This window comes from Nesterenkonia sp. PF2B19 (genome assembly GCF_001758425.2).
GTDB lineage: Bacteria > Actinomycetota > Actinomycetes > Actinomycetales > Micrococcaceae > Nesterenkonia > Nesterenkonia aethiopica.
Map to the genome: position 1 here is coordinate 18935 of NZ_MDSS02000013.1, position 14807 is coordinate 33741.

Genomic DNA, 14807 nt, shown 5'->3' on the forward strand with positions numbered 1-14807 from the left:
CACGCCCACGCCCCCCAGACGCAGCGCTCTGCCTGACGAGACAACCGACCCCGACCCACACAAGGTGTGATCAGCATGGCTGACTCTCAGCCACCCCACTCCCGCCGAGACGGCGGATCCCAGCCCGAAGACGACACCCGCCGCTCGCCGGCCCCCAAGGCGACCGCCGAGAAGACCGCAGCGGCTGCCGGAGCGGCGACGCGAAGGGCCGGGGCCGCGCTGCACCGGCTCAACGTCTACTCCCAGGGCGAGTACCCGCACAACATCCACCCGGCACTGGTGCCTGGCATCGGCATCGACGAGCAGCGGCGGCGCTACTCGCTGGACCGGATCGTCTTCGCCCTGGCCGGACTGCTGACCGTGGCCTTCGTGATCTGGGGCGTCACCAGCCCGGAGAGCGTGGCCGAGGTCGCCGGAACCTCGTTCACCTGGACGATGGAGAACCTCGGGTGGCTGTTCAACGTGGTCGCCATCGTGGTGCTGATCTTCCTGCTGTGCCTGGCCTTCTCCAAGTACGGTCGGATCCCGCTCGGCAAGGACGGGGAGAAGCCGGAGTTCTCGACCTTCTCCTGGACGGCGATGCTCTTCGCCGCAGGCATCGGCATCGGTGTGCTGTTCTTCGGCCCCTCCGAGCCGCTCACCTACTTCCACTCCCCGGCCCCGCTGACCAACCAGGCCGAGACCATCGAGGCGCTGCACGGCGCCATGGCGCAGACGTACTACCACTGGGGCGTCCACGCCTGGGCCATGTACGCCCTGGTCGGCGGCGCAGTGGCCTACGCCGCGTACCGCCGCGGGCGGGTCCCGCTGATGTCCTCGATCTTCCGCAACCTCTTCGGCCAGAGCCAGACCGACGGCTTCGCCGGCAAGCTGATCGACATCTTCGCGATCATCGCCACCCTGTTCGGCACGGCGGCCTCGCTCGGCATCGCGGCCATGCAGATCGGCCAGGGCTGGACCATCGTCTCCGGCAACGAGGTCACCAACACGCTGTTGATCCTGATCATCGGGATCCTGACCGTCGGCTTCGTGCTGTCGGCGGTCTCCGGCGTGGCCCGAGGCATCCGCTACCTCTCGAACATCAACATCGTGCTGACCATCGGCATCATCTCGCTGGTGTTCCTCCTCGGCCCCACCCTCTTCCTGCTGAACCTGGTGCCCTCCTCCTTCGTGGAGTACTTCGGCTCCCTGTTCGAGCTCATGGGCCGCTCCGCGTCCTGGGGCACCGAGACCATGGACTTCCAGTCCGCCTGGACGGTGTTCTACTGGGCCTGGTGGATCTCCTGGTCGCCCTTCGTCGGGGTCTTCATCGCCCGCATCTCCCGGGGCCGCACCATCCGACAGTTCATCCTCGGCGTCATCCTCATCCCCAGCTCCCTGCTGTTCGTGGCCTACGGCATCATGGGCGGGACCTCGATCTGGATGTACCGCGAGGGCTTGGAAGGCTTCAGCGACGAGATGCCCGCCGCCGAGGTGCTGTTCACGATCATCGACCACCTGCCGTATGTGGAGTGGCTGCCGGCGGTCATCATGGTGGTGCTGGCCATCTTCTTCATCACCTCCGCCGACTCGGCCTCCGTGGTGATGGGCATCTTCTCCACCCGCGGCGACCTGAACCCGCGGAAGTCCGTGGTGGTCTTCTGGGGGCTGGTGATGACCGGCGTCGCCGTCGTCATGCTGCTCACCGGCGGCGACACCGCCCTGCAGGGGCTGCAGTCACTGGTGACGGTGACGGCGGTGCCGTTCGCCGTGATCATGCTGCTGATCATGGTCGCCTGGCTGCGGGACGTGCGCACCGACCCGCGGGCCCTGCGTACCAAGTACGCGGAGAAGGCGCTGCGGGATGCGGTGATCGACGGCGTCGACCGCTACGGCGACGACTTCACCCTGCAAGTGGCACCCACCGAGCCGGGGCTGGGCGCCGGCGCCGGGGTGGACTCGGAGGACGACATGTACACCGAGTGGTACCAGCGCACCGACGAGAACGGCGATCCGATCGGCTACGACTTCACCACTGGCCAGTGGGAGGACGGCTGGACTCCGGAGGAGGATGAGGACTGGCACGGGGACATGGAGAACTACTCCCCGGCGACGTCGTTGGCGACCTCCTCGATCCCGGTGGTCCCGGCGGATGCCGAGGCCGAGGGCGAGCACGGAGGTCGGCGCCCGGGCGAGGGCGACGGCGGCACCGCCGGGGGCGCTCCGAGGCGGTCGAGCCCGAGGAGGACCCCGCTCCCCGACGCTGATCCCGGCGCCGCCCGGCATCCGGTGGGGAGTTCCTCGAGGTGCATCGCGCTGATCCACGCGGCGACCTCGAGGAATTCCCCACCGGAGGGCCCACCACAGGCAGAGATGGTTCGTTTACCGAATCACCACCTTCTGACTAGACTGGCGCGATCTGCAAGGTCGTCACGCCGAAAGGCCCCTGGACCCCGGGGCCGGCGGAAGGGAATCGCCATGTCAGAGCCCAGCACCGTCACCCCGACCCGCCGCTCCCGCAGATCGCGCAGCGCCGGCGATCGCCCCGGGTTCCTGGTCCGGGCGCTGCGGGTCGTCGAACGCATCGGCAACCTGCTGCCACACCCGTTCTGGCTGTTCATCATCCTCGCGGTGGTCGTGGTAGTGCTCTCCGCCATCCTGGAGGCCCTGGGAGTGGGTGCGGAGAACCCGGCCGACGGCGAGCAGATCGCCGTGCAGAGCCTGCTCACACCGGAGGGCTTCCAGCGCATGGTCACCGATGCGGTGGAGAACTTCGTGACGTTCCCGCCGCTGGGTCTGATCATCACCGTGATGCTGGGCGTCGCAGTGGCTGAGGGATCGGGTCTGATCAGCGCGGCCATCCGGGTGGTGGTCTCCCGGGTCTCGCGCCGCTGGCTGACCTTCACGGTCGCCCTGGCCGGGGTCACCGGGTCCGTCGCCTCGGACGCCATCTACGTCATCCTGATCCCGTTGGCGGCCGCGGCGTTCAAGGCCAGCGGCCGCTCCGCGGTGCTGGGCGCCGTCGTCGCCTTCGGCTCCGCCTCGGCAGGCTACAACGCGTCCCTGCTGATCACCGCCAGCGATCCCCTGCTGGCCGGGATCTCGACCTCGGCGGCCCAACTGATCGACCCGGACCATGTGGTCTCCCCGGTGGCCAACTACTTCTTCTCCGCGGCCTCCGCCGTGGTGCTCGCCCTGGTGGTCACGCTGGTCACCGAGCTGCTGCTGGTCCGGATGACCGAGCGGATGAAGCACGAGGAGGACGCCACCGGCGGAGCGGCCACCGCCGTGCTGGCGGCCGGCCGAGACCTTGACGACGGCGGCCGCGGCGAGGCGATCACCGATGAGGTCTCCCTGCTGACCTACACCCGCCGAGAGGTTGCGGCGCTGCGCGCGTCCCTGCTGGCGCTGGCAGGCTTCCTGGCGGTGTACTTCTCCCTGCTCCTGCTGCCCGGCTCGCCGTTCCAGGCCGAGAGCGGAGACGTGCTCGACTCCCCGCTGCTGACCGACATCGCCGTGCCGATCGCGCTGGCCTTCCTGGCGGTGGGCATCACCTACGGGGTCGCAGCTGGCACCATCACCCGCCCGCGGGACATCCCGGAGCTGATGGGACGCTCCATCAAGGAGCTCTCCGGCGTGGTGGTGCTGTTCTTCGCGGCCGCCCAGTTCATCGCCTACTTCAGCTGGTCGAACATCGGGATGGTGCTGGCCATCGAGGGCGCCCACCTGCTGGAGCGGTTGGACCTGCCCGTGGTGGTGATGTTCGCCGGCGTCGTGCTGCTGGTCGCGCTGTTCAACCTGACCATCACCTCGGGGTCCGCGCAGTACACCCTCATGGCCCCGGTCCTGGTGCCCATGCTGATGCTGGTGGGCACCTCCCCGGAGGTCACTCAGATGCTGTTCCGCATCGGGGACTCCCCCACCAACATCATCTCCCCGATGAGCCCCTACTTCGCCCTGGTGCTGGGGTATCTGCAGCGGTACTACCCGAAGGCCGGCATCGGCACCCTGGTGTCCCTGACGCTGCCGGTCTCCGTGGCGCTGCTGTGCGCCTGGTTCCTGTTCTTCGTGCTGTGGTGGGCCCTCGGGATCCCGCTCGGGCCCGGAGTGCCGGTGCGCTGAGGAGACGACCATGCCCAGGAGAGACAGGACCCCGATGGAGAGGAACCCGATGGAGAGCACCCCGACGACGTCTGCCCGCCCCGACTCCGTGGCCGGCATCCCGATGCCGGCGCTGCGGAACCACGCCGCCGCCCACCAGGAGCAGCTCCTGGAGGACCTGCGGCGCATCGTGCACGCGGAGACGCCCAGCCATGACAAGGCGCTGCTCGACGCCGGGCTGGAGGAGGTCCGCACCCTGGCCGTGGAGCGGCTGGGCGAACCGCTGGCCGAGGCCCGCACCGACGGCGGCGTCCACGGCGACGTGCTGGATCTGCGCTGGCCCGGACGCGACATCGACGGCGGCGAGGTCACCGACCTCGGAGCCTCGGTGCTGTCGGTGTGCCACTACGACACCGTGTGGCCGGCCGGCACGATCACCGACTGGCCGCTGGCCGCCGACGGCGACCGACTCACCGGCCCCGGCGTGCTGGACATGAAGTTCGGGATCGTCCAGACCCTCTGGGCGGTGCGTGCGCTGCGCGAGCTCGGTGTGCCGCACGCTCCGCTGCGGCTGCTGCTCACCGGTGACGAGGAGATCGGGTCGACGGCGGGGCGCCCGGCGATCGAGGCCGCCGCGGCGCAGTCCGCGCTGACACTGGTGCCGGAGCCCAGTGCGGCCGGTCAGCCCAAGGACCGCCGCAAAGGCATGGTCTTCGCGGATCTGACGGTGCACGGCGTGCAGGCCCATGCGGGGCTGGAACCGGAGAAGGGAGCGAGTGCGGTGCACGCGCTGGCCGCCGTCGTGCCCGACGTCGTCGCCCTGGCCTCCCCGGATCACGGGACCACCGTCACCGTGGGCACCTTCCACGGGGGCACCAGCCGCAATGTGGTGGCCGGTCAGGCCACCTGCCAGGTGGATGTGCGCGTGACCGAAGCGGCCGAGCAGGACCGGGTGGCCGAGGGTCTGCGCGCCCTGCGGCTGCCGGAGCCCCATGCCGCCGACCCTCGGCTGCGACTGGAGATCGCGGTGGATGCCAATCGGCCCCCGATGAATCCGACCCGGGCCTCCCGGGCGGCCATGGCCCGGGTGGAGCGCCTGGCCGCAGGTCTGGGGCGGAGGATCACCCCGGCCGCGGTGGGCGGAGCCTCCGACGCGAACTTCGTCTCCGCCCTGGGGCTGCCGGTCCTCGACGGCCTCGGTGCCGTCGGCGAAGGGCCGCATGCGGTCCATGAGCACATCCTGGTCTCGGAGATCGCGCCGCAGACGGCGCTGCTGGCGGGACTGCTCGCCGACGTCGCCGCCCGCCCCTGACCCCTCCTGACGCACAGATCACCGCTCGACGGGGTGTGCGGGACAGAGTGTGCGGGGCGGGTACTCGGGCAACACACCCGGTCAGCGGCGGCGCGGGTCCCAGAGCACCAGCGCCTGGGTGCTGGTGCGGGCCCGGCGGCCTCGGGCCACCGTGACCACGTCGCCGTGCGGGCCGACGGCGAAGACCCGTGGCTTGGTGGAGTGCCGTTCAGCCTCGCGGAGTTCGTAGCGCAGCTCCTCCACGGTCTCCTCGAGCTCCTCCACCCGGTTCTGCAGCTCGATGATCCGCCGGATGCCCTCCAGGGAGACGCCTCCTGGGAGAGCTGCTGGATCTGCCGGAGCTGTTCGATGTCATAGGGCGAGTACCGACGGTGCCGGCCGCCCTGGCGCCGCGGGGTGACCAGGCCGATGCGGTCGTACTGGCGCAGCGTCTGCGGGTGCATGTCCGCCAGCTCGGCGGCCACGGAGATGACGAACAGCGGAGCATGCCGGTGCTCCGCCTCGATCAGCCGCGGGTCCTCCCCGCCGATCTCGGAGCGACGTCTCCTGGCCACTGCTGCTCACCTCCTCCGTTCCCGCCCGGCCGCGGCGGGGCGGGTCGGTCTCGTCTCTCCATCATCCCGCAGCGGCGGGCCCGGTCACAGGGCGGCCCGGGCCTCCAGGTCGCCGCGGGGGTCGACGTCGCGAGTCGCCTCCGCGTAGGCCTTCACGGCCTCCACCGCCTCCTCGGAGAGGTCCTGGGGCACCTGCACGTCCACGACGACGAGCATGTCCCCTTGGTGGGACTTCCGGCGGACCCCGTGGCCCTTCAGCCGCAGGGTGCGGCCCGAGGTGGTGCCGGCGGGGACCTTGATCCGCACCTTCTCCCCGTGCACGGTGGGCACTTGGACGGTGGTGCCCAGCACGGCCTCGTCGAAGGAGACGGGTAGGTGGATGCGGATGTCGTCACCGTCGCGCTCGTAGAACCGGTGCGGGGTGATCGCCACCTCCACCAGCAGGTCGCCGGCGCCGCCGGGTCCCTGCTGGCCCTTGCCCTTGACGCGGACCTTCTGGCCCTCCTTCACCCCGGCGGGGATCCGGACGTCGATGACGTTGCCGTCCGGTTCCCGCAGCCCCACCGTGGTGCCGCGGACGGCCCCGGCGAAGGAGATGGTGGTCTTCGCGGTGCGGTCGGCGCCCTTGGCCGGCGCGCCCCCGCTGAAGCCGCCGCCGAACCGGCCGCCCATGCCACCGAAGATGTCGGAGAAGTCGGGGCCGCCTCGACCCCCGCGGCCGAAGCCGCCGGCGTCGCCGAAGAGCCCGCCGAAGATGTCCTCGAATCCGGAGGCGCCGCCGGCGCCGCCCGGGGCTCCGGAGAAGCGGGCGCCCGAACCCATGGCGCGGATCGCGTCGTACTGCTCCCGCTGCTGCTTGTCGGAGAGCACGGTGTGGGCCTCGGAGACGTCCTTGAACTTCTGCTCAGCGGCCTCGTCCCCCGGGTTCTTGTCGGGGTGGTACGTCCGGGCGAGCTTCCGGTAGGCCTTCTTGATCTCTTCCTCGGACGCGTCCTTGGAGACGCCCAGGATGGCGTAGAAGTCCTTGTTGATCCAATCCTGCGAGGCCACGGCGCCTCCCTCCCTGCTTCTCTTCTGCGACCCCGCCGGGCGGGGCCTGTGCGTGGTGCGCTGTCTGTGTGCCGACGTCGTGGGCTGCGACGCTCCGCGACGACGGCGTCGGCCGATCCGTGCCGACGGCCCGGTGCGGGCCGTCGGCACGGAGAGTCAGGCTCGGCTCACTCGGCCGGGCCGGTGGAGACCATCACCTGGGCCGCGCGCAGCACACGGTCGCCGTGGCGGTAGCCCGCCCGCAGCACCGCGGCCACGTGGTCGGCGGGGATCTCCGGGTGCGGCTGCTGCATGAGCGCCTCGTGGACCGACGGGTCGAAGGGCACGCCTTCTTCGTCGATGCGCTCGAGGCCCTGCTGCTGCAGCAGCGACTCCAGCTTCGCGGCGATGGCCGCGAAGGGCCCGTCGTCCAGGTCACCGGCCTGCCGGGCGGCGTGGATGTCGTCCAGCACCGGCATCAGGCCGGTGATGACGTGACCGACGGTGCGGTCCCGCTCCACGGCCCGGTCCCGCTCCACGCGGCGCCGGTAGTTGACGTACTCCGCCTGGAGACGCTGCAGGTCGGCCTGCAGCTCGGCCTCGCGGTCACCGGCGCTCGACTGGTCCGCGGGGACCTCCTCAAGCTCCGGCTCCTCAGCCACCAGGGGATCCGCACCGGGGTCGGGGGTTCCGGCGGCGTCGGCGACGCTCACCGGATCCCCGGCCTCGGAGTCCTCGGCATCCTCGGCCGGCAGGTCGCGCAGGATCTGCTCGGCCTGGGCCAGCGGGTCCTGCACCGGGTCTGCCGGTGCTGTGCCGGAGCCCGCAGCGGCTTCCTTCTCCTCGGCGCCGGTCTCTCCCTCCACGTGGCGCGGCCGGCCCGTCTCCGGGTCGATCCGGCGCTTGTCGGTGAAGCGGATCGGTTCCTCGGACTCAGGACGGTCCACGCCGTCCCGCTCCGGGTTCTGGTCCTGCTCTGCCATCAGGGACGACCTCTCACTTCTTCTCGTCGGCGTCCTCGTCGACCACCTCGGCGTCGACGATGTCCTCGTCCTCGCCGGAGGCGTCGCCGGCGGGCGCGCCGTCGGTGGCGGCGTCAGCACCGGCCTGCGAGTACAGCGCCTCGCCCAGCTTGGTCTGGGAGGCCTGCAGCTTCTCGAAGGCGGACTTGATCTCGTCGTCGTTGTCCTCGCCCTCGAGCGCCTTCTTCAGGGCGTCGACGTCGGCCTGGACCTCGTCCTTGACCTCGGCGGGGAGCTTGTCCTCGTTGTCCTTGATCAGCTTGTCCACCGAGTACGCGGTGGTCTCGGCGGCGTTGCGCTGCTCGGCGGCCTCGCGACGCTTCTTGTCCTCCTCGGCGTGGGCCTCGGCGTCGGCCACCATGCGGTCGATGTCCTCCTTGTCCAGGGAGGTGCCGCCCGTGATGGTCATGGACTGCTCGGTGCCGGTGCCCTTGTCCTTGGCGGAGACGTGGACGATGCCGTTGGCGTCGATGTCGAAGGTGACCTCGATCTGCGGCACACCGCGCGGAGCCGGGGCGATGCCGGTCAGCTCGAAGGTGCCCAGGGCCTTGTTGTCCCGGGTGAACTCGCGCTCGCCCTGGAAGACCTGGACGGCCACCGAGGGCTGGTTGTCCTCGGCGGTGGAGAACACCTCGGAGCGCTTGGTCGGGATCGCGGTGTTGCGTTCGATGAGCTTGGTCATCACACCGCCCTTGGTCTCGATGCCCAGGGACAGCGGGGTGACGTCGATGAGCAGCACGTCCTTGCGCTCACCGGCGAGCACACCGGCCTGCAGGGCCGCACCCACGGCGACGACCTCGTCCGGGTTGACGCCCTTGTTGGCGTCCTTGCCGGAGAGCTCCTTGACCAGGTCCGCCACGGCGGGCATACGGGTGGAGCCGCCGACCAGGATGACGTGGTCGATCTCGGAGACCTTCACGCCGGCCTCGGTGATGACGTCCTGGAACGGCTTCTTGGTCCGGTCCAGCAGGTCCGAGGTCATGTCCTGGAACTTCGCGCGGGACAGCGTCTCGTTGACGTGCACCGGGCCGTTCTCAGTCATGGCGGCGTACTGCAGGTTGATGTCGGTGGACGTGGCCGAGGACAGTTCCTTCTTCGCCTGCTCGGCGGCGTCCTTCAGACGCGGCACGGCGATCTTGTCCTTGGAGAGGTCCACACCCTCCTTGCTCTTGACCTGCTGGACCAGCCAGTCGATGATCCGCTGGTCCCAGTCGTCGCCGCCGAGGCGGTTGTCACCGGCGGTGGCGCGCACCTGGATGGTGGAGAAGTCGTCCTCATCCTTGCCGACCTCGAGCAGCGAGACGTCGAATGTTCCGCCTCCGAGGTCGAAGACGAGGATGAGCTCGTCCTCCTTGCCCTTGTCCAGACCGTAGGCCAGCGCGGCGGCGGTGGGCTCGTTGACGATGCGGGAGACCTTCAGGCCCGCGATCTCGCCGGCCTCCTTGGTGGCCTGGCGCTCGGCATCGTTGAAGTAGGCGGGCACGGTGATGACGGCCTCGGTGACGTCCTCGCCCAGGTAGGACTCGGCGTCGTGCTTGAGCTTCATCAGCGTGCGGGCGGAGATCTCCTGCGGGGTGTAGGTCTTCTCCCCGATCTCCTTCTTCCAGTCAGTGCCCATGTGGCGCTTGACGGAAGCGATGGTGCGGTCCGGGTTGTTGACGGCCTGACGGCGGGCGATCTCGCCGACGAGGACCTCGTCGTCCTTGGAGAAGGCGACGACGGACGGGGTGGTGCGGGCGCCCTCGGCGTTGGCGATGACGGTGGGCTCGCCACCTTCGAGGACGGCGACGACGGAGTTGGTGGTTCCGAGGTCGATGCCGACTGCACGGGACATGAGGGGACTCCCTTCGATGGACGGTGTCGCTCCGGGGTGGAGCGCAGGTCTGCTTGAGTGAACCAGGCTCAAGTCTCCACCTCGGGAATCGTGGTGTCAAACTGACTTGAGTCGACTCGACTCAACTTTTCATGTCCTGTCCAACAGAGGTGCTGCGGCATCCATTCCCGACGACGGCGAGCCCCTCTCGACGCGGCTCCACACCCTCGGCCCCGATCCACGCCCCCGTCACACGTCGAGTGGCGGATCCACTGCTGCTGGATCGCCGATCGCGCCCGACAGCCGCAGTGAATCCGCCACTCGAGGCGGTGATGGGATCCGATCAGTCCATCGCGATGCCGATGAGCTTGGTCTCCAGGAACTCGTCGATGCCGGTGGGCCCGCCCTCGCGGCCCAGCCCGGACTCCTTGACCCCGCCGAAGGGTGCCGCCGGGTTGGACACCACGCCCTGGTTGAGCCCGACCATGCCGGACTCCACCGACTCCGCCACGCGCAGCCCGCGCCGCAGGGACTCGGTGTAGACGTAGTTGACCAGGCCGTACTCAGTGGAGTTGACCGCGGCGACGACCTCCTCCTCGCTGTCGAAGGGAGTCAGCGCCGCCACGGGCCCGAAGATCTCCTCGTCCCGCATCCGCGCGGACTCCGGGACGTCGGTGAGCACAGTGGGCCGGTAGAAGAACCCGCCGCCGTCGAGCGCCTCGGCCCCGGTGAGCACACGTGCGCCGCCGGAGATCGCGTCCTGGACCAGCTCGTCGACCTTGTCCCGCTGGTTCGCATCGATCATCGGACCGACCTTCACGCCGTCGTCGACACCGCGGCCGACCGTCAGCTCGGACATCCGCTCGGTGAGCAGGCGGCCGAACTCCTCGATCACGCTGCGGTGGACGAAGATCCGGTTGGCCGCCGTGCAGGCTTCGCCCGAGTTGCGCATCTTGGCCAGCATGGCGCCGTCGACGGCCTTATCCAGGTCCGCGTCCTCGAAGACCACGAACGCGGCGTTTCCGCCGAGCTCCATGGAGGTCCGCAGGACCCGGCCCGCGCACTGCTCCAGCAGCTTCCGCCCCACCGAGGTGGAGCCCGTGAAGGAGAGCTTGCGGGCGATCCCGGAGCGGATCAGCGGCTCCATGACCTTCCCGGAGGTGGAGGTCGCCAGGATGTTCACCGACCCTGCCGGCGCGCCGGCCTCGGAGAGGATCTCCCCCAGCGCCAGCATGGACAGCGGCGTCTGGGCGGCGGGCTTGGTCACTGACGTGCAGCCGGCCGCGATCGCGGGCCCGATCTTCCGTGCACCCATCGCCAGAGGGAAGTTCCACGGGGTGATGAGGATCGAGGGCCCCACCGGCTGGCGGGTCACCAGGAAGCGAGAGCCTCCGGCGGGGGCGGTCTGGTAGCCGCCGTCGATGCGGGTGGCCTCCTCGGCGAAGTGCCGGAAGAACTCGGCGGCGTAGGCGACCTCCCCCTTGGCCTCGGCCAGCGGCTTACCCATCTCCAGGGTCATCAGCAGGGCGAGGTCGTCGATGCGCTCATGCATCAGCTCGAAGGCGCGCATGAGGATGTCGGCCCTCTTGCGCGGGGGCAGCGCGGCCAGCTCGGCCTGTGCGCGCTCGGCGGCCTTCAGCGCGTCCCAGCCGTCCTCCTCACTGGCGTCGGCGACGGCGCACAGCACCTCTCCGGTGGAGGGGTCGACGACGTCGAGCGTGCGCCCTCCCCGGGCGTCGACCCACTGGCCGTCGATGAACAGCTGCTTCGGCGCCTGGGCGACCACGTCGGCCTCCCGGTGCGGCGTCACGGTCTCAGCGGTGGTGCCTGTCATCTGGACTCCTTCTCACGCTAGATCTGCAGCCAGGCCTCTCGCCTGGCCTCACACGCGGTCTCTCGACGTGGTGCTCACGATACGCCCGCCCCGCGGGGCCGGTCACGGGTGCGACGACGCCGACCATGGCCATCCCGGCCACGGGCTGACATCCGCACCCCCACCGAGTAGCCTAGGCCACGGACGGATTGTCAACAATCAGAATGAGGTGCACCGGTGACGGCTCTCTCCCCCTCCTGAAGCAGGCGACCCCCGTGGTGGCGACCCACGGCGAAGGCGTGAACCTCTACGACGCCGAGGGCAGGCGCCATCTGGACTTCACCGCCGGCATCGGGGTGACCAGCACGGGCCACTGCCACCCGAAGGTGGTGGAGGCCGCGCAGGCCCAGGTCGGGAAGCTCATCCACGGCCAGTACACAACGATCATGCACGAGCCGCTGCAGCGTCTCACCGAACGCCTCGGCGAGGTGCTGCCGGCGGGGCTGAACTCCCTGTTCTTCGCCAACTCCGGCTCCGAGGCCGCGGAGGCAGCACTGCGCCTGGCCCGCCAGGCCACGGGACGGCCGAACATGGTGGTGTTCCAGGGCGGCTTCCACGGGCGAACCGTCGCCGCGGCCTCACTGACCACCTCCGGCACCAAGTTCAAGGCCGGCTTCTCGCCGCTGATGCCCGGCGTGGTGGTCTCCCCCTTCCCCAACCCGACGCACTACCGCGCCTACGGCTTCGACGAGGAGCAGGCCACGGACTTCGCGCTGCGGGAGCTGGACCTGGTGCTGCAGACCCAGTCGGCACCCGCGGACACCGCGGCGTTCCTGGTGGAGCCGGTGCTCGGCGAGGGCGGCTACGTCCCGGGGAACCGCCGGTTCTTCGAGGGCCTGCGCCAGCGGGCCGACGAACACGGCATCCTGCTGATCCTCGACGAGGTGCAGACCGGCTTCGGCCGCACCGGCGAATTCTGGGGCCAGGACCACTTCGGCGTCTCCCCAGACATCATGATGTTCGCCAAGGGCATCGCCTCCGGCTTCCCGATCTCCGGCATCGCCGCCTCCGAAGAGCTCATGGCCAAGGCCCGCCCGGGCTCCCAGGGCGGAACCTACGGGGCGAACGCGGTCGCCTGCGCCGCAGCCGCCGCCACCCTGGAGGTCATCCAGAAGGAGGGGCTGGTGGACAACGCCGCCGCCCGCGGCGCCCAGCTGCGCGCCGGACTGGAGCGGATCGGTGAGCAGCACTCCCAGGTGGCCGGGGTGACGGGACTCGGCCTGATGCTGGCCGTGGAGTTCGTCGACGCCGACGGCGAGCCGGACGGGGCGACGTCGGCCGCGGTCCAGCAGGAGGCCGCCCGGCGCGGCCTGCTGCTGCTGAACAACGGCATGTACGGGCAGAACGTGCGCCTCATCCCCGCGCTGGTGGTCACCGAGGCGAGGTGGACGAGGCCCTGGGCCTCTGGGAGGAGACCCTGGCCGCCGTGCTCGGCTGAGCACATCCCCCCTGCCTCTCCCCCACGCAGCAGCTGTGGCCGGCCTCGGGTGACGAGGCCGGCCACAGCTGTCTCGCACGTCACGCCGTCGCGCCGTCCACCCCCTCCTGATCGCCTCTGACCTGCGATCGTGCCGACATCACCCCTGGCGAGCGAGCATCCAGGAAACGTCCGGATTAGCGCTTTAGCTCAGCATGCGATTCCATGGGAAAAATGACCACCATTCATCAGAACCCGTCGCCGGTCCCTGCGGCGGATGAGGGGAAGTCGTTCTTCGGGCATCCGCGGATGCTGTTCAACCTGTTCTCGGTCGAGCTGTGGGAGCGCTTCTCCTTCTACGGGATGCAGGGCATCCTCGCCTATTACATGTACTTCTCGGTCGCCGACGGCGGCCTGGGGATCGACCAGGGCCTGGCCCTGAGTCTCGTGGGCGCCTACGGCGGCTCCGTCTACCTCTCCACCATCCTCACCGCGTGGATCGCGGATCGACTGATCGGTGCCGAGCGCACACTGTTCCATTCGGCGGTGCTGGTGATGATCGGCCACATCGCCCTGGCCGTGCTGCCCGGCGCGGCCGGGCTCGCCGTCGGACTCGTCTGCGTCGCCGTGGGCTCGGGCGGGGTGAAGGCCGCCGCCGGCTCCCTGGTGGGCACCCTCTACACCCGCGAGGACCCGCGCCGCGACGCCGGGTTCTCCATCTTCTACATGGGGGTGAACATCGGCGGGCTCATCGGCCCGCTGCTCTCCGGGCTGCTGCAGGACCGCATCGGCTTCCACTGGGGCTTCGGCGCCGCCGCGGTCGGTATGGTCATCGGTCTGGTGGTCTACACGCGGGGCCGCCGCCGGCTCCCGGACTCCGCCCATGCGGTGGTCAATCCGCTGCCCGCCGCGCTGCGCCGCCGGTACGGCTTCGGCGCGCTGGCCGCCGTCGTGCTGATCTCCGGGCTCTTTGCCACCGGCGTGCTCACCGCGGCCAACCTGGCCACGGTGATCGCCGGGGTGGTGATCGTGGCCGCGGTGGTCTACTTCGTGGTGCTGCTGACCTCTCCGAAGGTCGACCGCGACGAGCGCAGCCGCGTGGTCGCCTTCATCCCGCTGTTCATCGCCTCCACCGCATTCTTCGCCCTGTTCCAGCAGCAGTTCACCTTCATCGCCGTGTACTCGGAGCAGCGCCTGGACCGCAGCATCTTCGGCTGGGAGATGCCCGCCAGCTGGGTGCAGTCCATCAACCCGCTGTTCATCATCCTCTTCGCCGCAGTCTTCGCGGCCCTGTGGACGACGATGGGAGACCGGCAGCCCTCCACTCCGCTGAAGTTCGGCGGCGCGCTGGTGGTGATCGGCATCGCCTATCTGCTGTTCATCCCTCTGGAGTCCCTGGAGCGGACCCCGCTGCTGGCGCTGGGCGGCATCCTGCTGCTGGTCACCTGGGCGGAGCTGCTGATCAGTCCCATCGGCCTGTCCGTGGCCACCAAGCTGGCCCCGGTGGCGTTCACCACCCAGATGCTGGCGCTGTTCTACCTGTCCATCGCCCTGGGCACCACGCTGGCGGGCATCCTGGCCGGCTTCTACACCGCAGGCCAGGAGGTCGCCTACTTCATCACCCTGGGCGGGGTGTGCGTGGTGTTGGGCGCCGCTCTGGCCGTGGCCTCGCCGAAGCTGGTACGGCTCATGCGCGGGGTGCGCTGA

At 69.9% G+C, this 14807-nt stretch carries 7 protein-coding genes and 2 pseudogenes; 4 read left to right on the forward strand and 5 right to left on the reverse strand.

The features are described from left to right. Positions 1 to 75 precede the first annotated feature (75 nt). Both BCY76_RS19005 and BCY76_RS05865 read left to right on the forward strand, forming a co-directional pair. Positions 76 to 4101, forward strand: coding sequence for a BCCT family transporter (locus BCY76_RS19005; protein WP_139827640.1), 4026 nt, complete (start codon positions 76 to 78; stop codon positions 4099 to 4101). A gap of 49 nt (positions 4102 to 4150) precedes the next feature. After that, a complete protein-coding gene (locus BCY76_RS05865; RefSeq protein ID WP_237089998.1) occupies positions 4151 to 5392 on the forward strand; it encodes a M20/M25/M40 family metallo-hydrolase in 1242 nt (413 codons plus the stop codon). Positions 5393 to 5473: 81 nt separating this feature from the next. Here BCY76_RS05865 and BCY76_RS05870 read toward each other — a convergent pair. From BCY76_RS05870 to BCY76_RS05890, 5 genes and pseudogenes are all read right to left on the reverse strand, one after another. Beyond that, positions 5474 to 5835 (reverse strand): annotated as a pseudogene (locus BCY76_RS05870) (heat shock protein transcriptional repressor HspR). Between the two features lie 195 nt (positions 5836 to 6030). Further along, positions 6031 to 6996 (reverse strand): DnaJ C-terminal domain-containing protein, encoded by a 966-nt coding sequence (locus BCY76_RS05875; protein WP_085437342.1) that lies wholly within the window; start codon positions 6994 to 6996, stop codon positions 6031 to 6033. Between the two features lie 167 nt (positions 6997 to 7163). After that, entirely contained in the window at positions 7164 to 7958 is a 795-nt protein-coding gene (locus tag BCY76_RS05880) for a nucleotide exchange factor GrpE (protein WP_070159184.1), read from the reverse strand. 13 nt (positions 7959 to 7971) lie between these two features. Beyond that, positions 7972 to 9831, reverse strand: coding sequence for a molecular chaperone DnaK (gene dnaK / locus BCY76_RS05885; protein ID WP_070159185.1), 1860 nt, complete (start codon positions 9829 to 9831; stop codon positions 7972 to 7974). 322 nt (positions 9832 to 10153) lie between these two features. Further along, complete coding sequence (locus BCY76_RS05890; RefSeq protein WP_139827641.1) at positions 10154 to 11644, reverse strand: NAD-dependent succinate-semialdehyde dehydrogenase; 1491 nt, start codon at positions 11642 to 11644, stop codon at positions 10154 to 10156. A 203-nt stretch (positions 11645 to 11847) separates the two neighbouring features. On the opposite strand from BCY76_RS05890, the pseudogene BCY76_RS05895 reads away from it, so the two are divergent. Both BCY76_RS05895 and BCY76_RS05900 read left to right on the forward strand, forming a co-directional pair. Continuing rightward, a pseudogene (locus BCY76_RS05895) lies at positions 11848 to 13121 on the forward strand (aspartate aminotransferase family protein). A gap of 213 nt (positions 13122 to 13334) precedes the next feature. Then, on the forward strand, positions 13335 to 14807 hold the full coding sequence (locus tag BCY76_RS05900) for a peptide MFS transporter (protein ID WP_070159187.1): 1473 nt from the start codon (positions 13335 to 13337) through the stop codon (positions 14805 to 14807).